The following is a 24049-nucleotide window of genomic DNA, read 5'->3' as shown; positions in this document are numbered from 1 at the left end:
ATCAGACCGCCCTCATCAGCAGGGTCGCGGCGATGACAATCGCTGTACCGCCGAACATCGAGACCGCGTAGGAGCGGGCGTAGCCGTTCTGCAGCTTGCGCAGCCGGCCGGAGAGCCCGCCCATCGACGCGGCCGTGCCGTTGACGACGCCGTCGACCAGGGTGTGGTCGACGTACACCAGGGAGCGGGTGAGGTGCTCGCCGCCGCGGACCAGGACCACGTGGTTGAAGTCGTCCTGGAGGAGATCGCGGCGGGCGGCCCGGGTGAGCAGCGAGCCGCGCGGGGCGACGACCGGCACCGGCTTGCGCCCGTACATCGCCCAGGCGATCGCGACACCGATGACGAGCACGACCATGGTGGCGGCCGTGACGGTCGTGGCGCTGACCGGGGCGTGTCCGTGGCTGTGTCCGGTGACGGGCTCCAGCCAGTTCAGGAAGCGGTCGCCGATGGAGAAGAGGCCACCGGCGAAGACGGAACCGAACGCCAGGATGATCATGGGGATGGTCATCGACTTCGGGGACTCGTGCGGATGCGGCTCGTGCCCCTCGGCGTCCGGCTGCCAGCGCTTCTCGCCGAAGAACGTCAGCAGCATCACGCGCGTCATGTAGAACGCGGTGATCGCGGCGCCCAGCAGGGCCACCGAGCCGAGGATCCAGCCCTCGGTGCCGCCCTTGGCGAAGGCCGCCTCGATGATCTTGTCCTTGGAGAAGAAGCCGGACAGACCGGGGAAGCCGATGATCGCCAGATAGCCGAGGCCGAAGGTGATGAAGGTGACCGGCATGTACTTCCGCAGGCCGCCGAACTTCCGCATGTCGACCTCGTCGTTCATGCCGTGCATGACCGAACCGGCGCCGAGGAAGAGCCCGGCCTTGAAGAAGCCGTGCGTCACCAGGTGCATGATCGCGAAGACATAGCCGATCGGACCGAGCCCGGCGGCCAGGATCATGTACCCGATCTGCGACATCGTCGACCCGGCGAGGGCCTTCTTGATGTCGTCCTTCGCGCAACCGACGATCGCACCGAAGAGCAGCGTGACCGCGCCGACGACCACGACGGCCAGCTGCGCGTCCGGCGCCAAGTTGAAGATCGCGCCGGAGCGGACGATGAGGTAGACGCCCGCCGTCACCATGGTCGCGGCGTGGATGAGGGCGGAGACCGGGGTCGGGCCCTCCATCGCGTCACCGAGCCAGGACTGCAGCGGCACCTGGGCCGACTTGCCGCAGGCCGCGAGCAGCAGCAGCAGGCCGATCGCCGTCAGCTTGCCCTCGCTCGCCTGGCCGGTCGCCCCCAGGACGGGACCGAAGGCGAACGTGCCGAACGTGGTGAACATCAGCATGATCGCGATCGACAGGCCCATGTCGCCGACCCGGTTGACCAGGAATGCCTTCTTCGCGGCCGTGGCCGCGCTGGGCTTGTGCTGCCAGAAGCCGATGAGCAGGTACGACGCCAGACCGACGCCCTCCCACCCGACGTACAGCAGCAGGTAGTTGTCCGCGATGACCAGGATCAGCATCGCCGCGAGGAAGAGGTTCAGATAGCCGAAGAAGCGGCGCCGGCGCTCGTCGTGCTCCATGTAGCCGATCGAGTAGATATGGATCAGGGTGCCCACACCGGTGATCAGCAGCACGAACGTCATCGACAACTGGTCGAGCTGGAAGGCCACATCGGCCTGGAAGCCCTCGACCGGAATCCAGCTGAACAGCTTCTGGTGCAGCGCCCGGTCCTGTGCGCCCTTCCCCAGCATGTCGAGGAAGAGCACGACACCGATGACGAACGACACGGCGGCGAGCAGGGTGCCGAGCCAGTGTCCGGACCGGTCCAGTCGTCGGCCGCCGCAGAGCAGGACCGCGGCTCCGAGCAGAGGCGCCGCGACGAGCAGCGCAATCAGGTTCTCCACGATTCAACGTCCCCTTACAGCTTCATCAGGCTGGCGTCGTCGACCGAGGCCGAGTGGCGGGAACGGAACACCGACACGATGATCGCGAGTCCGACCACGACCTCGGCGGCGGCGACGACCATCGTGAAGAAGGCGATGATCTGCCCGTCGAGATTGCCGTGCATCCGGGAGAAGGTCACGAACGCGAGGTTGCAGGCGTTGAGCATCAGCTCCACGCACATGAACACCACGATCGCGTTCCGCCGGATCAGCACCCCGGCCGCACCGATGGTGAACAACAGAGCGGCGAGATAGAGGTAGTTGACCGGGTTCACTTGCCGACCTCCTCATCTTCGTTGTCACGGCCGAGGCGCTCCTCGGAGCGCTGCTCCAGCGCCTTGAGCTGGTCCAGCGACTCGTGCGACACATCGCGGATCTGGCCTCGGTTGCGCAGCGTCTGCATGACGGTGAGCTCGGACGGTGTGCCGTCGGGGAGCAGACCCGGGATGTCCACGGCGTTGTGCCGGGCGTAGACACCGGGGGCGGGCAGCGGCGGCAGCTGCTTGCTGCGTACGCGCGCCTCGGACATTTCCCGCTGGGTCCTGGCCCGTTCGGTGCGCTCCCGGTGGGTGAGCACCATCGCGCCGACCGTCGCCGTGATCAGCAGGGCGCCGGTGATCTCGAAGGCGAAGACGTACTTGGTGAAGATGAGGCTGGCCAGCCCCTCGATGTTCCCGCCGTGCTCGGCGTTGGCGGTGCCGAGCCCGTTGAAGCTGTTCAGCGAGGCGTTGCCGATGCCCGCGATGAGCAGGACGCCGAAGCCGATCCCGCAGCCCGCGGCCAGCCAGCGCTGGCCCTTGAGGGTCTCCTTCAGGGAGTCGGCCGCCGTGACGCCGACGAGCATGACGACGAAGAGGAACAGCATCATGATCGCGCCGGTGTAGACGACGATCTGGACGACGCCCAGGAAATAGGCGCCGTTGGCCAGATAGAACACCGCCAGGACGATCATGGTCCCGGCGAGGCTCAGCGCGCTGTGCACGGCTTTTTTCATCAGTACGGTGGACAGCGCGCCGAGCACGGCGACGATGCCCAGCACCCAGAACTGGACGGCCTCACCGGTCGAGGTCTGGGAGGCCGCCGCGGCCAGGCCGGTCATGCGTCCACCTCCCGCGCGGAGCCGCTGTTCTCGTCGGTGCCGTCCGCCGGCTTCTCGCCCTTGGAGATTGCGACCTGACGCTCCGTACCGGGCGCGGCCTCGGTGACGAGACCCCGGTAGTAGTCCTGCTCGTCCATCCCCGGGTAGATCGCGTGCGGGGTGTCGACCATGCCCTCCTCCAGGCCCGCGAGCAGCTCGTCCTTGGTGTAGATGAGGCTCTCGCGGGTGGTGTTGGCGAGCTCGAACTCATTGGTCATCGTCAGTGCCCGGGTCGGGCACGCCTCGATGCACAGACCGCAGAGAATGCAGCGCGCGTAGTTGATCTGGTAGACGCGGCCGTACCGCTCACCCGGGGAGTAGCGCTCCTCGTCGGTGTTGTCCGCGCCCTCCACGTAGATCGCGTCCGCCGGACAGGCCCAGGCGCACAGCTCGCAGCCGACGCACTTCTCCAGACCGTCCGGGTGGCGGTTGAGCTGATGCCGGCCGTGGAAGCGCGGCGCCGTCACCTTCTGCGTTTCCGGATACTGCTCGGTCAGCCGCTTCTTGAACATGGCCTTGAAGGTCACGCCGAAGCCGGCGACAGGGTTCTGGAACTTCTCGCCCGAGGGCTCTGATGACTCAGACACCGTCAGCCTCCTTTCCGTCACTCGAATTTCCGTCACTCTGAGTATCCGACCCGCCACTGACAACGAGCTCCTGCTCGCCCCGCGGCCTGCGACGCGGCACCGGCGGCAGGGTCTGTCCGGGCAGCGGCGGCACCGGGAATCCGCCCGCCATCGGGTCGAACCCCGGCTCCGGTCCGGCCTCCGCCTCCGCGGCCCGGCCCTTCTTGTCGCGGAAGATGTCGGCGACGAAGGAGATCAGCAGGATCGCGATCACGGCCCCGGCCACGTACAGCACGATCTTCGAGAAGTCGTACCCCTCGTTGCGCAGCGCCCGCACCGTCGCGACCAGCATCAGCCAGAGCAGCGAGACCGGGATCAGGACCTTCCAGCCGAGCTTCATCAGCTGGTCGTAACGGACCCGGGGCAGCGTGCCGCGCAGCCAGATGAAGAAGAACAGCAGCAGCTGGACCTTGAGGACGAACCAGAGCATCGGCCACCAGCCGTGGTTCGCGCCCTCCCAGAAGGTGCTGATCGGCCACGGGGCCCGCCAGCCGCCCAGGAACAGGGTCGTGGAGACCGCGGAGACGGTGACCATGTTGACGTACTCGGCGAGCATGAACATCGCGAACTTGATCGACGAGTACTCGGTGTTGAAGCCGCCGACCAGGTCGCCCTCGGACTCCGGCATGTCGAACGGGGCCCGGTTGGTCTCGCCGACCATCGTGACGATGTAGATGATGAAGGAGACCGGCAGCAGCAGGATGAACCAGCGGTCCTGCTGAGCCTCCACGATCTTCGAGGTCGACATCGACCCGGAGTAGAGGAAGACCGAGGCGAACGCGGCGCCCATCGCGATCTCGTAACTGATCATCTGGGCGCAGGAGCGCAGGCCGCCGAGGAGCGGGTACGTCGATCCGGACGACCAGCCCGCCAGCACGATGCCGTAGATCCCGACCGAGGCGACCGCGAGGACGTAGAGCATCGCGATCGGCAGGTCGGTGAGCTGCATCGCCGTACGGTGCCCGAAGATCGAGACCTCGTCGGACGGGCCGAACGGGATCACCGCGATCGCCATGAACGCCGGGATGGCGGCGACGATCGGCGCGAGCACGTACACGACCTTGTCGGCGCGCTTGACGACGACGTCTTCCTTCAGCATCAGCTTGATGCCGTCGGCGAGCGACTGGAGCATGCCCCAGGGGCCGTGCCGGTTGGGGCCGATGCGCAGCTGCATCCAGGCGACGACCTTGCGCTCCCACACGATGGAGAAGAGCACGGTCACCATCAGGAACGCGAAGCAGAACACCGCCTTGATGACGACGAGCCACCACGGGTCGGTGCCGAACATCGACAGATCCTCGGCGGCGAGTACGGCACCGCGCGGAGCCGTGGCCAGTTGAGCGAAGGCAGTCACGCCCCCACCTCCGGTGTGACGTCGGGAGTGCCCGGTGCGGCGGGGCCGATCCGGACCAGGCCGCCGGGCCGGGCGCCGGTGTCGGCCGGGACGCCCCGTCCTACGGAGTTCAGCGGCACCCAGACCACCCGGTCCGGCATGTCGGTGACCTTCAACGGGAGTTCGACGCTGCCCGCCGGGCCGGTGACGGCCAGCAGATCGCCGTCCTTCACGCCCGTCTCGGCCGCGGTGGCGGCGGAGAGCCGGGCGACCGAGGCGTGCCGGGTGCCGGCCAGCGCGTCGTCGCCCTCCTGGAGCCGGCCCAGGTCGAGCAGCATCCGGTGGCCCGCGAGGACCGCCTCGCCGTCGCCGGGCCGGGGCAGCGGCCGGGCCGGCTCGTTCGGGTCGGTGGCGTGCGCACCGGCCCAGCCGCCGAGCCGGTCCAGCTCGCGGCGTACGGACTTCAGATCCGGCAGCGCGAAATGGGTGTCCATGGCGTCGGCCAGCATGTGCAGCACCCGCGCGTCGGCCGGCGCGAGCGACCGCGTCATCTGCTCGGGCTTCAGCGCGGCCTCGAACATCCGCGCCCTGCCCTCCCAGTTGAGGAAGGTGCCGGCCTTCTCGGCGACCGCGGCGACCGGGAAGACCACATCGGCCCGCTCGGTCACCTCACTGGGCCGCAGCTCCAGCGAGACCAGGAAGCCGACCCGGTCCAGGGCCTCCAGGGCCCGGGCCGGGTCCGGCAGGTCCACCGGCTCGACCCCGGCGACGAGCAGCGCGCCCAGTTCGCCGGTGGCCGCGGCCTCCACGATCTGGCCGGTGTCACGGCCGAAGCGGGACGGGAGTTCGGCGACGCCCCAGACGGCCGCCACCTCGTCCCTGGCCCGCGGGTCGGTCGCCGGCCGGCCGCCGGGCAGCAGCGAAGGAAGCGCGCCCGCCTCCACCGCACCGCGCTCGCCGGCCCGTCGAGGCATCCACACCAGCGCGGCCCCGGTCGCGGTGGCGGCCCGCACCGCGGCGGTCGGCCCGCCCGGTACGCCCGCCAGCCGCTCACCGACCACGATCACGGCACCTTCGCCGCGCAGCGCCTCGGCCGCCGCGGCTCCGTCGCCGTCGAGCCCGACGCCGCCCGCGATCGCGTCCAGCCACTCGGTCTCCGTACCGGGGGCGGCGGGGAGCAGTGTGCCGCCCGCCTTCTCCAGTCCGCGCGTGGCGTGCGAGGCGACGGCGAACGTGCGCTGTCCGTGCTTGCGGTTCGCCTTGCGCAGCCGCAGGAAGACGCCGGGCGCCTCCTCCTCCGACTCGAACCCGACCAGCAGCACCGTCGGGGCCTTCTCCAGCGAGGTGTACGTGACACCCGAGCTGTCCAGGTCCCGGCCGCGCCCGGCCACGCGGGCGGCCAGGAAGTCGGCCTCCTCGCTGCTGTGCACCCGGGCCCGGAAGTCGACGTCGTTGGTGTCCAGCGCGACCCGGGCGAACTTGCTGTACGCGTACGCGTCCTCGACGGTCAGCCGGCCGCCCGTGAGGACACCCGCCCGGCCGCGTGCGGCGAGCAGACCGGCGGCCGCGGCGGCCAGGGCCTCCGGCCAGCTCGCCGGTTGCAGGACACCGTCCGCGTTGCGCACCAGCGGGGTGGTGAGCCGGCCCGGCTGCTGCGCGTAGCGGAAGCCGAAGCGGCCCTTGTCGCAGACCCACTCCTCGTTGACCTCGGGGTCGTTGGCGGCGAGCCGTCGCATGACCTTGCCGCGCCGGTGGTCGGTACGGGTGGCGCAGCCGCCCGCGCAGTGCTCGCACACCGACGGCGACGACACCAGGTCGAAGGGCCGGGCGCGGAACCGGTACGCCGCCGAGGTCAGCGCCCCGACCGGGCAGATCTGGATGGTGTTCCCGGAGAAGTACGACTCGAACGGGTCGCCCTCGCCGGTGCCGACCTGCTGGAGCGCGCCGCGTTCCAGCAGCTCGATCATCGGGTCACCGGCCACCTGGTTGGAGAACCGGGTGCAGCGCGCGCAGAGCACGCACCGCTCACGGTCCAGGAGCACCTGGGTGGAGAGCGGGACGGGCTTCTCGAACGTGCGCTTCTTGCCGTCGAAGCGGGAGTCGGCGCCGCCGTGCGACATCGCCTGGTTCTGCAGCGGGCACTCGCCGCCCTTGTCGCAGACCGGGCAGTCCAGCGGGTGGTTGATGAGCAGCAGCTCCATCACACCCTTCTGCGCCTTCTCGGCGACCGGCGAGCTGAGCTGCGAGCGCACCACCATGCCGTCGGTGCAGGTGATGGTGCAGGACGCCATCGGCTTGCGCTGGCCCTCGACCTCGACGATGCACTGCCGGCAGGCGCCGGCCGGGTCGAGGAGCGGATGGTCGCAGAAGCGCGGGATCTCGATGCCGAGGAGTTCGGCGGCGCGGATGACCAGGGTGCCCTTGGGCACGCTGATCTCGATGCCGTCGATCGTCAGCGTGACGAGGTCCTCGGGCGGGACGGCCGCCTCGCCGCCCCCGGAGGGCGCACTCGTGGTGACTGTCATGCGTTCACCCCCTGGTGAGCGTTCTTGTCGTCGGCCCAGGCGGTCGACCTGGCGGGATCGAAGGGGCAGCCCCTGCCCGTGATGTGCTGTTCGTACTCCTCGCGGAAGTACTTGAGCGAGGAGAAGATCGGCGAGGCGGCGCCGTCGCCGAGGGCGCAGAAGGACTTGCCGTTGATGTTGTCGGCGATGTCGTTCAGCTTGTCGAGGTCGGCCATCTGTCCCTTGCCGGCCTCGATGTCGCGGAGCAACTGGACCAGCCAGTACGTGCCTTCGCGGCACGGTGTGCACTTTCCGCAGGACTCATGGGCATAGAACTCGGTCCAGCGGGTGACGGCCCGCACGACGCAGGTCGTCTCGTCGAAGCACTGGAGCGCCTTGGTGCCGAGCATGGATCCGGCGGCGCCGACGCCTTCGTAGTCGAGCGGTACGTCGAGGTGCTCGTCGGTGAACATCGGGGTCGAGGAGCCTCCCGGGGTCCAGAACTTCAGCCGGTGGCCGGGGCGCATGCCGCCGCTCATGTCGAGCAGCTGGCGCAGCGTGATGCCGAGCGGGGCCTCGTACTGGCCGGGGCTCGCGACATGCCCGCTGAGCGAATACAGCGTGAAGCCGGGGGACTTCTCGCTGCCCATCGACTTGAACCACTCCTTGCCCCGGTTCAGGATCGCGGGAACCGAGGCGATGGACTCGACGTTGTTCACCACAGTGGGGCAGGCGTACAGACCGGCGACCGCGGGGAAGGGGGGCCGCAGCCGGGGCTGGCCGCGTCGCCCTTCGAGCGAGTCGAGCAGTGCGGTCTCCTCACCACAGATGTACGCGCCCGCGCCCGCGTGCACGGTGAGTTCCAGGTCGAGCCCCGAGCCCAGGATGTTCGTCCCGAGGAAGCCCGCCTCGTACGCCTCGCGCACGGCCTCGTGCAACCGCCGTAGTACGGGGACGACTTCACCGCGCAGATAGACGAAGGCGTGCGAGGAGCGGATCGCGTAGCAGGCGATCACGATGCCTTCGATGAGGGAGTGCGGGTTGGCGAAGAGGAGCGGGATGTCCTTGCAGGTCCCGGGCTCCGACTCGTCGGCGTTGACGACGAGGTAGTGCGGTTTGCCGTCGCCCTGTGGGATGAACTGCCACTTCATCCCGGTGGGGAAGCCCGCGCCGCCGCGGCCGCGCAGACCGGAGTCCTTGACGTACGCGATGAGGTCGTCGGGCGACATGGCGAGGGCCTTGCGCAGCCCCTCGTATCCGTCGTGGCGCCGGTAGGTCTCCAGGGTCCAGGATTCCGGCTCGTCCCAGAAGGCGGAGAGGACGGGGGCGAGCAGCTTCTCGGGGCTGTCCCCGCTGCCGTTCCCGTTGTCGTTGATTTCGGTTGCCAACGTCATCACTCTCCCTCCTCGGCTGTCGGGCCGGCCGCGTGGTCCGGGTCCTGCGGGACATCTGCAGGTCCGGACTCGCGCGTGCTCCCGGCGCGGGGGGCGACGACGCGCGGGTGCGGTTCCTCGCCCCTGGCGAGGCGGAGGCCGATCAGTGAGGCGGGGCCCGCGCCGCCGGACGCCTCGACGGCGCCGGGGCGCTCGTCGGGGAAGCCGGCCAGGATCCGGGACGTCTCCTTGTACGAGCACAGGGGGGCGCCGCGGGTGGGTTCGACGGTGCGTCCGGCGATGAGGTCGTCGACCAGGCGCGTCGCGCTCTCGGGCGTCTGGTTGTCGAAGAACTCCCAGTTGATCATCACCACGGGGGCGAAGTCGCAGGCCGCGTTGCACTCGATGTGTTCGAGGGTGACCTTGCCGTCCTCAGTTGTCTCGTCGTTGCCGACGTCGAGGTGCTCCTTGAGCCGGTCAAAGATGGCGTCGCCGCCCATCACCGCGCACAGGGTGTTGGTGCAGACACCGACCTGGTATTCGCCACTCGGCTTGCGCCGGTACATCGTGTAGAAGGTGGCGACGGCGGTGACCTCGGCGGTGGTGAGGCCGAGCAGCTCGGCGCAGAACGCCATGCCCGTACGGGAGACGTAGCCCTCCTCGGACTGCACCAGGTGCAGCAGCGGCAGCAGGGCGGAGCGGCTGCCGGGGTAGCGGGCGATCACCTCCTTCGCATCCGCTTCGAGCCTGGCGCGCACCTCGGCCGGGTAGGCGGGGGCGGGGAGCTGCGGCATCCCCAGACTGACTTCCTGACGTGCTTCGGTCACCGGTCGACGCCTCCCATCACGGGGTCGATGGACGCGACGGCGACGATGACGTCGGCGACCTGGCCGCCCTCGCACATCGCCGCCATGGCCTGCAGATTGGTGAAGGACGGGTCGCGGAAGTGGACCCGGTAGGGGCGGGTGCCGCCGTCCGAGACGACATGGACGCCGAGCTCGCCCTTGGGCGACTCGACCGCGGTGTACGTCTGTCCGGCCGGGACGCGGAAGCCCTCGGTCACCAGCTTGAAGTGGTGGATCAGGGCCTCCATGGAGGTGCCCATGATCTTCTTGATGTGGTCGAGCGAGTTGCCGAGCCCGTCCGGGCCGAGTGCGAGCTGCGCCGGCCAGGCGATCTTCTTGTCGGCGACCATCACCGGTCCGGGGGCGAGCCGGTCGATGCACTGCTCGATGATCCGCAACGACTGGCGCATCTCCTCCAGCCGGACGAGGAAGCGGCCGTAGGCGTCGCAGCTGTCGGCGGTGGGGACGTCGAACTCGTAGTCCTCGTACCCGCAGTACGGGTCCGTCTTGCGCAGGTCGTGCGGGAGTCCGGCGGAGCGCAGGATCGGGCCGGTGGCGCCGAGTGCCATGCAGCCGGTCAGGTCGAGATAGCCGACGTCCTGCATGCGGGCCTTGAAGATCGGGTTGCCGGTGGCGAGCTTGTCGTACTCCGGCAGGTTCTTCTTCATGGTCTTCAGGAACTCGCGGAGCTGGTCGATCGCGCCGGGCGGCAGGTCCTGGGCGAGTCCGCCGGGCCGGATGAACGCGTGGTTCATCCGCAGGCCGGTGATCAGCTCGAAGAGGTCGAGAACGAGTTCACGATCACGGAAGCCGTAGATCATGATCGTGGTGGCGCCGAGCTCCATGCCGCCGGTGGCGATGCACACCAGGTGCGAGGAGATCCGGTTGAGCTCCATGAGGAGTACGCGCAGGACGGTGGCCCGGTCGGGGATCTGGTCCTCGATGCCGAGCAGCTTCTCGACGCCGAGGCAGTACGCCGCCTCGTTGAAGAACGGCGTCAGGTAGTCCATGCGCGTCACGAAGGTGGTGCCCTGGGTCCAGTTCCGGAATTCGAGGTTCTTCTCGATGCCGGTGTGGAGGTAGCCGATGCCGCAGCGGGCCTCGGTGACGGTCTCGCCGTCGATCTCCAGGATCAGCCGCAGCACCCCGTGCGTGGACGGGTGCTGGGGGCCCATGTTGACGATGATGCGCTCGTCGTCGGACTTGACCGCCGACTCGACGACCTCGTCCCAGTCGCCGCCGGTGACTGTATATACAGTCCCCTCGGTCGTGGCCCTGGGCGTTGCATGGGGAGTAGACATCAGGAGTACGACCTCCGCTGGTCCGGAGCCGGGATCTGGGCGCCCTTGTACTCGACGGCGATGCCGCCGAGCGGATAGTCCTTGCGCTGCGGGAAGCCCTGCCAGTCGTCCGGCATCATGATCCGGGTGAGGGCGGGGTGCCCGTCGAAGACGAGCCCGAAGAAGTCGTAGGTCTCGCGCTCGTGCCAGTCGTTGGTCGGGTAGACCTCGACGAGCGAGGGGATGTGCGGATCGCTGTCCGGGGCCGACACCTCCAGGCGGATCAGCCGGCCGTGCGTGATCGAGCGCAGGTGGTAGACGGCGTGCAGCTCGCGGCCCTTGTCGCCGAGGAAGTGGACGCCGCTCACCCCGGTGCAGAGCTCGAAGCGCAGCGCCGGGTCGTCGCGCAGGGTGCGGGCGACCCGGACGAGGTGCTCGCGGGCGATGTGGAAGGTGAGCTCGCCGCGGTCGACGACGGTCTTCTCGATGGCGTTCCCGGGAAGCAGGTCCTGTTCCTCCAGGGCCCCTTCGAGTTCGTCCGCGACTTCGTCGAACCAGCCGCCGTACGGACGCGACGTGGCGCCCGGCAGGGTCACCGTGCGGACGAGGCCGCCGTAACCGGAGGTGTCGCCGCCGTTGTTGGCGCCGAACATGCCCTTGCGTACGCCGATGACCTCGCCGGTCTCGTCCCGCGGCGCGGGCACGCCGTTGTTGCTCTGCTCGGGGTTCTCGCTCATCGCAGCAGCCCCTTCATCTCGATCAGGGGAAGTGCCTTGAGCGCCGCGTCCTCCGCCTCGCGGGCGGCCTCCTCCGCGTTGACCCCGAGCTTGGAGCTCTGGATCTTCTGGTGGAGCTTGAGAATCGCGTCCATCAGCATCTCGGGCCGCGGCGGGCAGCCCGGCAAATAAATATCAACCGGGACAATATGATCAACACCCTGAACAATGGCGTAATTATTGAACATTCCGCCCGATGATGCGCAAACCCCCATGGAGATCACCCACTTGGGGTTGGGCATCTGGTCGTAGACCTGCCGCAGGACGGGCGCCATCTTCTGACTGACCCGCCCCGCCACGATCATCAGGTCCGCCTGGCGCGGCGATCCGCGGAAGACCTCCATGCCGAAACGGGCCAGGTCGTAGCGCCCGGCCCCGGTCGTCATCATTTCGATGGCGCAGCAGGCGAGGCCGAAGGTGGCCGGGAAGACGGAGGACTTCCGTACCCAGCCGGCGGCCTGCTCGACAGTGGTCAGCACGAAGCCGCTGGGCAGCTTCTCTTCGAGTCCCATGGTGTGCCCCTCAGCCCCTCAGTCCCATTCCAGGCCGCCGCGCCGCCACACATACGCGTAGGCGACGAAGACGGTGAGCACGAAGAGCAGCATCTCCACGAGCCCGAAGATCCCCAGGGCGTCGAAGGTGACCGCCCAGGGATAGAGGAAGACGATCTCGATGTCGAAGACGATGAAGAGCATCGCCGTCAGGTAGTACTTGATGGGGAAGCGGCCGCCTCCGGCTGGAGTGGGGGTGGGTTCGATACCGCACTCGTACGCTTCGAGCTTTGCCCGGTTGTACCGCTTGGGGCCGATAAGCGTGGCCATGACCACGGAGAAGATCGCAAACCCTGCCCCGAGGGCGCCGAGCACGAGGATGGGCGCGTAGGCATTCACGCTCCTCGCTCCTTCCAGTCGTCCTTGACCGTTGGACCGCATCGGGCGATTCGGCTCGCCACCCCACCAAGATCGTGCACATGTGAGGCAGTTCACAAGCCCGACTACCCCGCATCCTATGCCCGCCGTCCTGTGATCTGCGACACGGGGTACGACAACGAGTTTGTGATCTCCACCACCAGGCGAAGAGCCGCGAAGTCACCTGAGCGGTGATCTTCGTACGCAAAGCGGCCGAGTGATCACGAGACGTGACATCCGATGCTGTCTTCGCTGGTCAAGAAGGTTTTCCTCTAACAATCAGATACCCGGGGAAGCAAATTGGCAATGGATGGCGAGAGCGTGATAGGAGGATCGACCCGCCCCGGACTCACTCCGACGAGGGGCCCCGAGGAGCGAAGTGGACGTGTGCACGCATTCACGATCTTCGGGGCGAATGGGAGAGGTGACGGCGCAGGGCCGGCGGACGGCCCGGCCGGCACCCGGCGGCCCTTCGGACGTCGGGCACACCCGCACCCCCGCATCGCGGTCGCACCTTGATCACGCTGTGACCTGCGTCACCCCGCACGGACTTCGACAAAAGCGGGCTTGGCCATCGGTGTAAACGGATGGTAAGCGGCGGGCAATTCGGACGTATTGCCGAAAGTCCGTGATCACAGCACTGATCAAGCCTGTCCGGTTTGCCCGTTACGGCGTCAATAAGGGCCGCCGGAAAGCGGATTCACAGATTCCGGACGTAACTGTGTCGCAACACACCTTTCTTGATGGGAGCCCCGGAGCCCTGATAGCGCTAGTACCCATGTCCCACACCGCTCACATACCCAGCCACCGGAAGCCCCGCCGAAACGCGCCGAAGACGGCACTGCGGGCCGGAGTTGCCGGTGGCGTCCTCAGCACCATCGCGGTCGCAGGCGCTGCCGGTCCGGCCCAGGCCGAGCCGGTGACCCAGACCATCGAGATGCCCACCATCACCTCCGGGCTCTCCACCGCCGTCGCCGCGTCCGCCCAGGCCACGCAGCAGGTCGCCCAGGACCTGCAGACGCAGGCCCAGGAGGACGCCGCAGCCGCCACCGCGGCCAAGGCCGCCAAGAAGGCCAAGGCCGAGGCGGTCCGCAAGGCAGAGGCCAAGAAGAAGGCGGAAGCCGCCGCCAAGGCCAAGGCGGAAGCCGCCGAGCGCGCTTCCCGCACCGCCGCCCGTACGACGCTCAGCGCGACCTCCGGCTCCACCGCGACCACCGCCGTGGCCTCGTCCTCCGCCTCCTCGTACACGTCGAGCGCGACCGGTTCCGCCGCGTCCGTCATCGCCTTCGCGAAGGCCCAGGTCGGGGACGCGTACGTCTCCGGCGGCACCGGCCCCAACTCGTGGGACTGCTCCGGCCTCGTCCAGGCCGCGTTCCGCTCGGTCGGCGTCGACCTGCCGCGCGTCTCGCAGGCCCAGTCCACCGCCGGCACCCAGGTCTCCCTGAGCAACCTCCAGCCGGGCGACATCCTGTACTGGGGCGGCGCGGGCAGCGCGTACCACGTCGGGATCTACGTGGGCGGCGGCGAATTCGTCGGCGCGCAGAACTCCAGCACCGGTGTGGTGCAGCGTCCGCTGTCCTACGACCCGCCGTCGGGCGCGGTCCGCGTTCTCTGAGTCCCGGAGTTCGCCGAGTTCTCGGATTCACAAGCGCCTTCCCGGCGCGCGGCACAGGGCCGTCACTCCCCCGCTCGGGAGCGACGGCTCTGTGCCGCTCCCCGTCGTACCGGAATCCGCATGGGTTAGGCTCGCCGGGGCGCAGTGAGGGGCCTCGACCGGGGCCCGGCCTTCAAATACCGCCGCGCCGGACTCGCCACCGGCCCCGTCCAACCCTGAGCAGCGGCGCCGGAGGAACCGGAAGAAACTGTTCAGGTATCGGCCTGCTGCTGGGCCGGGATGTGAGGGCCGTCCGTGCGGGACTACTTGCTCATGCTGTTCATCACGGCGGCGGTGACCCATCTTCTGACCGCTCCTGTGCGGAAGTTCGCCATCTCGATCGGAGCGATGCCGGAAATCCGGGCCCGCGACGTCCATCGTGAACCGACTCCGCGCCTGGGCGGCATTGCCATGTTCGGCGGGCTGCTCGCCGGATACGTCGTGGCCTCCCACATGCCGCACCTGAAAGAGATCTTCACGCAGAGCTCGACACCCGGGGCGCTGCTGTCCGGTGCCTCACTGATCTGGCTGCTGGGGGTGCTCGACGACAAGTGGGAGCTGGATTCGCTGGTCAAGCTCGGCGGCCAGGTGCTCGCCGCCGGTGTGATGGCGTTCCAGGGGCTGACGATCCTCTGGCTCCCGGTGCCGGGCACCGACGGGATCTACCTCGCCGACTGGCAGGGCACCCTGCTGACCGTGGGACTGATCGTCTTCACCATCAACGCGGTCAACTTCGTCGACGGGCTCGACGGGCTGGCCGCCGGGACGGTGGGCATCGCGGCGACAGCGTTCTTCCTGTACGCCTACCGGCTCTGGTACGGCTACGGGATCGAGTCCGCCGCGGCCACCACGCTGATTTCCGCGATCCTGGTGGGCATGTGCCTCGGCTTCCTGGTCCACAACACGCACCCGGCCCGGATCTTCATGGGGGACTCCGGGTCCATGCTGCTCGGGCTGCTCATCGCCGGGTGCGCGATCTCCGTCACGGGCGAGGTCGATCCGAGCCTCCTCAAGCAGACCGTCGACGGTACGTCCGGGTCGGCCGCGATGGTGCCGGTCTACATTCCGCTGCTGCTTCCGCTGTCCGTCATCGCGCTGCCGGTCGCGGACCTCGTGCTCGCCGTCGTCAGGCGTACGTGGAACGGACGGTCCCCCTTCTCCGCCGACAAGGGGCACCTCCACCACCGGCTGCTCCAGCTCGGACACTCGCAACGCCGGGCCGTGCTTCTCATGTACTTCTGGTCGGCGCTGTTCTCGTTCGGGATCGTGGCCTACTCGGCGCGGGGCGCCAAGTCCTGGATGCTGTTCGCCGTCGCGTTCGTCAGCGGACTGGGCCTGCTTCTGCTGCTCCAGCCCCGCTACGACTTCGCCATCACCGACCTGCTGGCCCGGATGCGGCTGATGCAGCCCCGGAACGGGGGGCGTGTGGTCGCCGCCGGCGGCCGGCGCGCCGAGGAGCACGCGGACGACCGGCGTCCGCGCGCGGACGCCGGGCAACGGGCGTAGGACACGCCGCGAAGCCTGCTTCAGTGTCGGCGGACTGATGTTGCGGATGGGCGCTGCGTCGCTGCCGCATCACGGCGACCGCCGGCGCCCGCGGAGCAACAACTGTTCCTCCGCGGGCATACGTGCACAAAGAGGACCGGCCACGGCCGTGCTCACCGACTGAGCACGGCCGTGGCCGGTCCGGGGGCGGCTCAGGCCTTCGGGGCCACCTTCGACAGACCGTTGATGATCCGGTCCATCGCGTCGCCGCCCGTAGGGTCGGTCAGGTTGGCGAGCATCTTCAGCGTGAACTTCATCAGCAGCGGATGCGTCAGCCCGCGCTGGGTGGCGACCTTCATGACCTTCGGGTTGCCGATCAGCTTCACGAAGGCGCGGCCCATCGTGTAGTAGCCGCCGTAGGTCTCCTTGAGCACCTTCGGGTAGTTGGTGAGCGCCAGTTCGCGCTGGGCCGGGGTCGCGCGGGCGTGGGCCTGGACGATGACGTCCGCGGCGATCTGGCCCGACTCCATGGCGTACGCGATGCCTTCGCCGTTGAACGGGTTGACCATGCCGCCCGCGTCACCGACGAGCAACAGGCCCTTGGTGTAGTGCGGCTGGCGGTTGAAGGCCATCGGGAGGGCGGCGCCGCGGATCGGCGTCGTCATGTTCTCCGGGGTGTAGCCCCAGTCCTGCGGCATGGACGCGCACCACGCCTTGAGGACCTCGCGCCAGTCCAGCTCCTTGAATGCGGAGGAGGAGTTGAGGATGCCGAGACCGACGTTGGACGTGCCGTCACCCATGCCGAAGATCCAGCCGTAGCCGGGCAGGAGCCGGTCCTGGGGGCCGCGGCGGTCCCACAGCTCCAGCCAGGACTCCAGGTAGTCGTCGTCGTGGCGGGGCGAGGTGAAGTACGTACGCACGGCCACGCCCATCGGGCGGTCCTCGCGGCGGTGCAGGCCCATCGCGAGCGACAACCGGGTGGAGTTGCCGTCGGCGGCGACGACGAGCGGGGCGTGGAAGGTGACCGGGGTCTTCTCCTCACCGAGCTTCGCGTTGACGCCGGTGATGCGGCCGGTGCGGTCGTCGACGATCGGAGCGCCGACGTTGCAGCGCTCGTACAGCCGCGCGCCCGCCTTCTGCGCCTGGCGGGCCAGTTGCTCGTCGAAGTCGTCGCGCTTGCGGACCAGTCCGTAGTCCGGGTACGAGGCGAGATCCGGCCAGTCCAGCTGGAGGCGGACGCCGCCGCCGATGATGCGCAGGCCCTTGTTGCGCAGCCAGCCGGCCTCTTCGGAGATGTCGATGCCCATGGAGACGAGCTGCTTGGTGGCGCGCGGGGTGAGGCCGTCGCCGCAGACCTTCTCCCGGGGAAAGGCCGTCTTCTCCAGCAGCAGGACGTCCAGTCCGGCCTTGGCGAGGTAGTACGCGGTCGTGGAACCGGCCGGGCCAGCCCCGACGACGATCACGTCCGCGCTGTGTCCGGAGAGGGGCTCGGTCACGGTCGGATCTCCCGAGGACTCGAAATCGCGTGCCGCGCGGCACCTGTCCCATGCAGTCTATGGGTGCCCGCGGGGCAGCCTTCCGAAGGGCTCCCCGATGTCGGCCGGGCCCTTCGCGCAGCTGCGGGCCCGAGCGCGGAACCGGCCGGCCCCCGCCTCCCGGATTCCCGTCAACGGGCTGCACCGGCCCGTTGCTTCAAGGACGTACGCCCCGGTGCAGCGCCACCACACCGCCGGTGAGATTGCGCCAGGCGACCTTCGACCAGCCGGCCTGCTGGAGCTTCGCCGCGAGCCCGGCCTGGTCGGGCCAGGCCCGGATGGACTCGGCGAGATAGACGTACGCGTCCGGATTGGACGACACCGCGCGCGCGACCGGCGGCAGCGCCCGCATCAGGTACTCGGTGTACACCGTGCGAAACGGCGCCCAGGTCGGCTGCGAGAACTCGCAGATCACCACCCGGCCGCCCGGCTTGGTCACCCGGTACAGCTCGCGCAGCGCCGCGTCCGTGTCCTGGACGTTGCGCAGCCCGAAGGAGATGGTCACCACGTCGAAGGTCTCGTCGCGAAACGGCAGCCGGGTGGCGTCGCCCGCGGTGAAGGGCAGCCAGGAGTTGCGCTTCTTGCCCTCCTGCAGCATGCCGAGGGAGAAGTCGCAGGGCACGACGTACGCGCCCGTCGCGGCGAACGGCAGCGACGACGTCGCCGTGCCGGCCGCCAGGTCGAGGACCTTCTCCGCGGGCCGGGCGTGCACCGCCTTCGCGACCTCCTTGCGCCACAGCCGGGCCTGGCCGAGCGACAGCACGTCGTTGGTGAGGTCGTAGTTCGCCGCCACGCCGTCGAACATCGTGGCGACTTCGTGCGGCTGCTTGTCCAGGGAAGCTCGGGTCACCCACCCATTCAAGCAGCCCGGTCCGAGAGCGGCGGGACAGGCCCGCCATCCGGGAACGCAGTGGCGCCGATCAGCGACGCAGTGCCTCGGCGGGCTGGATGCGGGACGCCCGCCACGCCGGATACAGCCCGGCCAGTACGCCGGTGACCAGGCCGATCACGGGGGCCGCCGCGGCCGTGGCCGGGTGCACGACCGGCGTCCAGTCGCGGGCCAGGGCCACACCCACCACCGTGGCCACCCCCAGCGAGGTCCCGATGAGACCGCCCAGAGCTCCCAGGACTCCGGACTCGGCGAGGAACTGCACGGTGATGTGCCTGGCCCGGGCGCCGAGCGCACGCCGCAGACCGATCTCGCCGGTGCGTTCCAGGACCGACACCAAGGTGGTGTTGGCGATCCCGACCGCGCCGATGACCAGGCAGATACCCGCCAGCAGCAGGAACAGCTGGCTCAGGTCGCCGCTGACTCCGGAGCGCAGCGTCCGGGGGTCGGGCGGAGGAAGGGCCTTGAGATATTCGGGGTGGTCGGGCCGCAGCGCGGTCGGGGCCAGCCTGGCGACCTGCTGGGCGGCGCCCAGTTCCGTCGAGATCAGCATCGTCGCGCTGCTGCCCTCGGGCGGACCCCAGATCTTCTCGGCTGTGGTGCGCGGGACGACCACCGACAGAAGCAGGTCGGCCTTGCGTTCGGTTTTCTCGATGATCCCGGTGACGGTGAACGGCTGGTCGCCGACGAAGACGGCGGGCCGGGTCTCCAGCGTGGTGATACCGAGTCGGGATGCGACGCCCGACCCGATGACCGCGACGTACGCCCCGTCGTCGGACATCAGGTCGTCATAGATCCGCCCCTGGGAAAGAGTGGGTTCGGCCGCCTCCAGTACGCCGGGGGACGCGGCAACCACTTCTGCCTTCCCGTCGCCGACGACTTGGCCCACCGGGGCGGAGCGCACGGTGACGGCGGCGTCCAGCCGCACCGGCCAGTACACCCCGGCACTGCGCACCCCGTTCAGTCTCTCCACCCGGTCGTCGGCGTCCGGCGGAAAGGCGGGTCCCGCGAACTCATTCTGTTGCGAGGCCTTGTCCTCGAGCGAAACCTCCGTGGCGGTGAGGGAGTTGAAGCGGCCATCGATCTGCGAGGAGGTGGTAGCGATCAGACCGAGAATGGCCACGAACGTGCCCACGCCGAGGACCGTACCGAGCGCGGTCAGCGCCGAACGGGCCGGGCGCTGCAGCATGCCGGCGAGTGATTCACCCAGCAGGTCACCGAAGGAGAACACCGAGGGCTCCACCGGACGGGTTCGGCGCGTCCGCAGCACGCCGCGGATCACCTCGTCGCTCCTTCGGGCTCGCACAGCACCCCGTCGCGGATCGTGACCGTACGCGCGCCGCGCCCCGCCACCTCCGGATCATGAGTGATCACCAGTACGGTCATGCCATCGGAGTGCAGCTCCGCCAGCAACGCCAGCACCGACTGCGCGTTGACCGTGTCGAGATTGCCGGTCGGCTCGTCGCACAGCAGCAGGGAGGGCCTGCCCACCAGCGCCCGCGCGATCGCCACCCGTTGTCGCTCTCCACCGGACAGCCTGGTGGGCAGGGACTCGACACGGTGCCCGAGTCCGACCCGTACCAGCGCCTCCTTCGCCCGCTGCCGCCGCTCCTTGCGGGCCACGCCGCTGTAGACCATGGCCAGCGTGACGTTCTCCAGGGCGCTGCGGTGCGGCAGCAGATGGAAGGACTGGAAGACAAAGCCGATCCGGCGCCCGCGCAGCGCTGTGCGGTCGCCGTCCTTCATCGCCCGGGTGTCCAGGCCGTCGAGGAGATACGTCCCCGCGGTCGGGGCGTCCAGCAGACCCGCAATGTTGAGGAACGTCGACTTGCCCGATCCGGACGGGCCGACGACGGTCACGAATTCGCCCCGGTCGATCACCAGGTCGCAGGGCCGGAAGGCAGCGACCGGCGGGGGCCCGGGATACGTCAGTGCAACCTGCCGGAACTCGATGACAGGCACAGTCATTCCCGCACCCCGGTGACCACTCTGTCACCCGCATGCAGGGCGCCCTCGACCACGGGTACAACCGCCACGAAGCCGTCACCGGACGTGCCCGGGCGTATCTCGACCCGCTTCTGCTCGCCGGAGCCGGCGACCACGGTCACCACCGTCCTGCCGTCGGCACCTGCGGTGATCGCGGTGATCGGCACCACCAGGGCCTTACCGCCGGTGGAGGCCGCTTCGATCGTCAACCGGACGTCCTGGCCGGCCAGTTGAGCGTCAAGCGCCTTGTCCGGGGTGATCTGCACCAGATAGCCGGTGCGGCCGGCGGCCGGGCCACCGCCGCTGTCACCGCCCTCCTGCCCAAAACCGGCGGCGCCGGCCTGCGCCGGGGCCGTCTGCGTGTCGGCGACGCGGGAGACCTTCGCCCCGGCCGACACCCCGGTGACCTCCGAGTAGATCCTCACGTGCTGACCGGCGCGCAGCAGCCCCTTCTGGTACTCGGGGACGTACGCCTGCACGACCAGCCGGCCCGAGGAAAGGGTCATGGCCGTCCCCGACACCTTGCTGCCCACGGTGCCCTGCACAGCGTTCACTCGGGCCGGGAAGCTCTCCAGGAACACCGCCTCGCCCGCCGGCAGCATCGGGCCCGACTTCGCCTGCACCTCGGCGTAGGCGGCGCGTGCCTCGTTCAGGTCTTCCGCAGCTCGGTCCACAGCCCTGTGCGGATCGCCGGGCGCATCGCTCTTCACCGCACCCTGGGAGTCCTTGGCATCCTCCAGCGCGCGCTCGGCCGACCGCACCGCGGCGCCGGCGGACTTGAGCCCCTCACCGTCGTCGCCCTGAGCCGGCAACGGGTCGTAACCGATGGACGCGTAGAAGGAGTTGAGCGCCGACTTGGTCCCCGTACCGAAGGTGCCCCGCACATCCGGTGCGGTGGGGCGACCCAGGTTCTGCAGCGCCTTCTGGAGCTGCTCGACATCGTCACCCGCACTGCCGGGGCGCAGGTCCCGGTAGACGGGCAGTTTCCCCTGCAGTACGAACACGGGGCGGCCGGAGACCTCCATGAGCAGCCGACCGCTCACCAGGACGTCCTGAGCCTTGACCGCCAGCTTCGTGATCACCGCTCCGGCCGCACCCTCGTCGCCGCCGGACACCTGCGGGGAGACATTCACGGTCTGCCCCGCCCTCACCTCACCCCGGGTGATCACCGAGGACACCAGCACCCGATGTTCCACAGCCGCGGTGAGCACATCCTCCTGCGGTGCGCGGGCCTCCGCCACCACCTGCCCCGGCGACTTGATCACCATCGACGCGCCGACACCGACGGTGCCGAGCACCGCGGCTGCGACGGCGACAGCGACCACCCAGCGACGGCGCCGCCCCAGAACACCGTCCCGCCCGTCCCCGTCGTTGCCGCCATCGCCGTCGTTGCCGCTATTGCCGCTCTTGCCGCTCTTGCCGTCGTTGCCGCTGTTCTCGCTCATCGAAGCCCCCTCCCCTCCGGACGCGTCAACCGCCGACTGTGACGTCGCCGCCTTCGGACCTGGGATCGCACTCCCGCTGCGCCTTGCGGTAGTCGGGGTTCGTCTTCATCTCCTCGATCAACTCGTCGCTGGGCCAGGTGTTCCCGTCCGGGGCGGGGTCCGGATAGCCCTTGACGCCGTGCTCCCGCAGGCACGCGCTCATCTTCCGCTCCAGCTCCATCTGTTCCTTGGGCGGGGCCTGCTGAGCGGGAACGAGGTGAGCACACTTCTTCTCCGCTGCCAATATGGCCGCGCTGCTGTCCTTCCCCTTCTCGACCCGCAGCGCTCCACCGTCGGTCGTCTCCAGCGTGAGCCCGTGGTCCTTCAGGCACGTGTAGTACGCCTTCTCGCCTACCCGCTGGGTAGCGCCCGCCGACGGCTTCGCCGACGTCGAGTCCGAACATCCGACGGCCACAAGGGAGAACAGCACCAGCGCCGCGGCAGTTCTGGCGACAGCAGGGACAGAGCGCATACGGGAGCTCCCGGGAGAGGGACAGAAGCGAAGGAGACGGCCGTCGCGCATGATGCGCAAGCAGCCCATCATGCGCCCAACGATCGGCTTCAGTAAGCAACTTGGCGGTAAGCGACAAAGCCTCTGACGGCTGACGCTACAGAGACGGTCTGTCGACAGCAACTGTCCCCCGGGGCAGTAGACGTGTCGATGCATGTCTCATTGAATTGCTGGCGCTCGCGACCCATCGACCCCATGCGCATCCCGAGTGACCCACCAAGGAGAAGCGGAATGACTCGATCAATCGTTACGCGGCGCCTGGCCGGCATCGCCCTGACCGCGACCGCGATCACCGGGCTGACGCTCGTGACCGCCGGCACCGCGACCGCCGCCACCCACAAGAACGGCAACGTGGAGAGCGGAGAGTTCGGTCTCTACTACAACTCGAACTACGTCGGCTGCGTCTTCGACCTCCTCAGCTCGGACGCCAACTTCTCCAACGACCACTTCATCTCGTCGACGTCCGCCAGCACCTGCCCCGGCCAGGGCCAGACCACCAACGACAACACCGCTTCGTACTGGAACCGCGACGTGACGGCCTGGGACGTGTACACCGACGCCAACCGCGGCGGCATCCGCGGCTCCCTGCCGCTCGGCTACTACGGCAATGCCTCCGCCACGTTCAAGAACGAGATCTCGTCGGCGTACTACTTCTGACCGTCCCGGTGAAGTACACCGCCCGCAACACGGCACCGCTGTTCTGCCCGTAAGCGCCGGGCAGAACAGCGGCTGCCACATCGTACGACCCGGTCGCCCCCGAAGGATCCGCATGCACCCGCTCTCCGGCCGCCGCCACATCCACCGTTCGATCGGTGTGGCCTGCGCCGCCGTGCTTCTTGCCGCCTGTTCCTCCGCCGCCGACGTGGGGCAGACCGACGAGAAGTCGGAACCCGAGGTGTCAGCCACCCCCACGATGCTGAGCACTGTGGGGCTGCGGCTCCCCCTGGACGCCTACGACGCCACCCGGGAGGAGCTCGCCGCGGTACAGGAGGGCCAGGACGCACTCATCTCCCAGTGCATGGAACGCTTCGGCTTCCGCTACAGCCCTCCGCGACGCCTGGTCTCCGCCGCAACAAGCAAGCCGAACGCGCGGATCTTCGGAGTGGTGGACCCGAACGAAGCGGCCCAGTACGGCTACGGCGTCCCCGGAGAAGCGGAAGCGCCCGCGCGGACCCCGCAGAATCTCACTGCGTCCGAGGAACTCGCGTTGCACGGCGCACCCGATCTGGTTCCGGCCGACATGCCGAAGAACCAGGCGGAGGCCGAGAAGAAGGGCGGCAGCAAGCAGAAGGTCAACGGCAGGGCGGTGCCCATCGGCGGCTGCGGCCGTGAGGCGTTCCTCAAGCTGTACGCCCCCGAGCCGAACGCCGTGGATGCGTTGTACGTCTTCAACCTCAAGTCCCAGGCGGAGTCCCGGACACGCGAGGATTCCCGGACGAAGGCCGTCAATAAGTACTGGTCCGACTGCATGGCGAGGAAGGGGCACACCGTGGCCGACCCGATGAACGCCACAACGGAACTCGGCATCGCCGACAACGCCCTCGCATCCCCCGCCGCCATCACCGCCGCCAAAGCCGATGTCAGCTGCAAAAAAGAGGTCAATCTCGTCGGCGTCTACTTCGCGGTCCAGTCCGCCTACCAAAAACGGCAAATCAACAAGAATGCCGAGACGCTCAACCTGGCCAAGCAGCAACTCAAGGATCGGTTGAAGCTCGCCGCCTCACTCATTTCACAGCCCTGAACATTCCTCCCGATTCAACTCCCGACACACTTCTCAAGGCCGCAG

Annotated in this window: 22 protein-coding genes; 4 read left to right on the top strand and 18 right to left on the bottom strand. The window is 68.8% G+C overall.

Translation table 11 applies throughout. From position 1 onward, the window contains the following. Nucleotide 1: 1 nt before the first annotated feature. From nuoL to OG306_RS22375, 12 genes are read right to left on the bottom strand one after another with little or no spacing between them, the layout of a single operon-like run. Complete coding sequence (gene nuoL, locus OG306_RS22430) at nt 2-1897, bottom strand: NADH-quinone oxidoreductase subunit L (RefSeq protein ID WP_266905779.1); 1896 nt, start codon at nt 1895-1897, stop codon at nt 2-4. Between the two features lie 14 nt (nt 1898-1911). After that, complete coding sequence (gene nuoK, locus OG306_RS22425) at nt 1912-2211, bottom strand: NADH-quinone oxidoreductase subunit NuoK (RefSeq protein ID WP_093543641.1); 300 nt, start codon at nt 2209-2211, stop codon at nt 1912-1914. Then, nucleotides 2208-3035 (bottom strand): NADH-quinone oxidoreductase subunit J, encoded by an 828-nt coding sequence (locus OG306_RS22420; protein ID WP_266747881.1) that lies wholly within the window; start codon nt 3033-3035, stop codon nt 2208-2210. The genes nuoK and OG306_RS22420 overlap by 4 nt, the downstream gene beginning before the upstream one ends. Continuing rightward, the gene (nuoI, locus tag OG306_RS22415) at nt 3032-3661 is read right to left on the bottom strand and encodes an NADH-quinone oxidoreductase subunit NuoI (protein ID WP_266747880.1); all 630 of its coding nucleotides are present in this window, start codon (nt 3659-3661) and stop codon (nt 3032-3034) included. Before nuoI ends, OG306_RS22420 begins: the two co-directional genes overlap by 4 nt. Then, a complete protein-coding gene (nuoH, locus tag OG306_RS22410; protein ID WP_266747879.1) occupies nt 3654-5054 on the bottom strand; it encodes an NADH-quinone oxidoreductase subunit NuoH in 1401 nt (466 codons plus the stop codon). Before nuoH ends, nuoI begins: the two co-directional genes overlap by 8 nt. Beyond that, entirely contained in the window at nt 5051-7558 is a 2508-nt protein-coding gene (locus OG306_RS22405) for an NADH-quinone oxidoreductase subunit G (protein WP_266905781.1), read from the bottom strand. Before OG306_RS22405 ends, nuoH begins: the two co-directional genes overlap by 4 nt. Next, entirely contained in the window at nt 7555-8931 is a 1377-nt protein-coding gene (nuoF, locus tag OG306_RS22400) for an NADH-quinone oxidoreductase subunit NuoF (RefSeq protein WP_266747877.1), read from the bottom strand. The genes OG306_RS22405 and nuoF overlap by 4 nt, the downstream gene beginning before the upstream one ends. Beyond that, entirely contained in the window at nt 8931-9704 is a 774-nt protein-coding gene (gene nuoE / locus OG306_RS22395) for an NADH-quinone oxidoreductase subunit NuoE (RefSeq protein WP_266752352.1), read from the bottom strand. Before nuoE ends, nuoF begins: the two co-directional genes overlap by 1 nt. Nucleotides 9705-9733: 29 nt before the next feature. Further along, nucleotides 9734-11056: an NADH-quinone oxidoreductase subunit D gene (locus OG306_RS22390; RefSeq protein ID WP_266747876.1), complete on the bottom strand. Its 1323-nt coding sequence runs from the start codon at nt 11054-11056 to the stop codon at nt 9734-9736. Then, nucleotides 11056-11772 (bottom strand): NADH-quinone oxidoreductase subunit C, encoded by a 717-nt coding sequence (locus OG306_RS22385; protein WP_266747875.1) that lies wholly within the window; start codon nt 11770-11772, stop codon nt 11056-11058. The genes OG306_RS22390 and OG306_RS22385 overlap by 1 nt, the downstream gene beginning before the upstream one ends. After that, complete coding sequence (locus OG306_RS22380) at nt 11769-12323, bottom strand: NuoB/complex I 20 kDa subunit family protein (protein WP_030975705.1); 555 nt, start codon at nt 12321-12323, stop codon at nt 11769-11771. Before OG306_RS22380 ends, OG306_RS22385 begins: the two co-directional genes overlap by 4 nt. Before the next feature lie 18 nt (nt 12324-12341). Beyond that, complete coding sequence (locus OG306_RS22375; RefSeq protein WP_003992243.1) at nt 12342-12701, bottom strand: NADH-quinone oxidoreductase subunit A; 360 nt, start codon at nt 12699-12701, stop codon at nt 12342-12344. A 796-nt stretch (nt 12702-13497) separates the two neighbouring features. On the opposite strand from OG306_RS22375, the gene OG306_RS22370 reads away from it, so the two are divergent. Next, the gene (locus OG306_RS22370) at nt 13498-14334 is read left to right on the top strand and encodes a C40 family peptidase (protein ID WP_266905783.1); all 837 of its coding nucleotides are present in this window, start codon (nt 13498-13500) and stop codon (nt 14332-14334) included. A gap of 312 nt (nt 14335-14646) precedes the next feature. Further along, a complete protein-coding gene (locus OG306_RS22365; RefSeq protein ID WP_371666266.1) occupies nt 14647-15879 on the top strand; it encodes an MraY family glycosyltransferase in 1233 nt (410 codons plus the stop codon). A 191-nt stretch (nt 15880-16070) separates the two neighbouring features. Here the strand turns inward: OG306_RS22365 and OG306_RS22360 are convergent, their stop codons facing one another. The 6 genes from OG306_RS22360 to OG306_RS22335 form a co-directional block, all read right to left on the bottom strand. After that, entirely contained in the window at nt 16071-17354 is a 1284-nt protein-coding gene (locus OG306_RS22360) for a geranylgeranyl reductase family protein (RefSeq protein ID WP_266747872.1), read from the bottom strand. 196 nt (nt 17355-17550) lie between these two features. Continuing rightward, nucleotides 17551-18243 (bottom strand): demethylmenaquinone methyltransferase, encoded by a 693-nt coding sequence (locus OG306_RS22355; protein WP_266747871.1) that lies wholly within the window; start codon nt 18241-18243, stop codon nt 17551-17553. A 70-nt stretch (nt 18244-18313) separates the two neighbouring features. After that, nucleotides 18314-19564 carry an ABC transporter permease gene (locus tag OG306_RS22350; protein ID WP_371665581.1) on the bottom strand — a complete coding sequence of 417 codons (1251 nt, stop codon included), beginning with the start codon at nt 19562-19564 and terminating at the stop codon, nt 18314-18316. Next, nucleotides 19561-20250 carry an ABC transporter ATP-binding protein gene (locus tag OG306_RS22345; protein WP_266747870.1) on the bottom strand — a complete coding sequence of 230 codons (690 nt, stop codon included), beginning with the start codon at nt 20248-20250 and terminating at the stop codon, nt 19561-19563. Before OG306_RS22345 ends, OG306_RS22350 begins: the two co-directional genes overlap by 4 nt. Beyond that, nucleotides 20247-21713, bottom strand: a complete 1467-nt coding sequence (locus tag OG306_RS22340; RefSeq protein ID WP_327258897.1) for a peptidoglycan-binding protein — start codon at nt 21711-21713, stop codon at nt 20247-20249. The genes OG306_RS22345 and OG306_RS22340 overlap by 4 nt, the downstream gene beginning before the upstream one ends. Nucleotides 21714-21738: 25 nt before the next feature. Next, the gene (locus OG306_RS22335) at nt 21739-22224 is read right to left on the bottom strand and encodes a hypothetical protein (RefSeq protein ID WP_266747868.1); all 486 of its coding nucleotides are present in this window, start codon (nt 22222-22224) and stop codon (nt 21739-21741) included. 270 nt (nt 22225-22494) lie between these two features. On the opposite strand from OG306_RS22335, the gene OG306_RS22330 reads away from it, so the two are divergent. Continuing rightward, nucleotides 22495-22920 carry a peptidase inhibitor family I36 protein gene (locus OG306_RS22330; protein WP_266747867.1) on the top strand — a complete coding sequence of 142 codons (426 nt, stop codon included), beginning with the start codon at nt 22495-22497 and terminating at the stop codon, nt 22918-22920. A 112-nt stretch (nt 22921-23032) separates the two neighbouring features. Continuing rightward, nucleotides 23033-24004 (top strand): hypothetical protein, encoded by a 972-nt coding sequence (locus tag OG306_RS22325; RefSeq protein ID WP_266747866.1) that lies wholly within the window; start codon nt 23033-23035, stop codon nt 24002-24004. Nucleotides 24005-24049: the final 45 nt, after the last annotated feature.

Origin of the sequence: Streptomyces sp. NBC_01241, assembly GCF_041435435.1 — a bacterium.
Taxonomy (GTDB): Bacteria; Actinomycetota; Actinomycetes; order Streptomycetales; family Streptomycetaceae; genus Streptomyces.
This window is presented reverse-complemented; position numbering and strand designations above follow the sequence as displayed.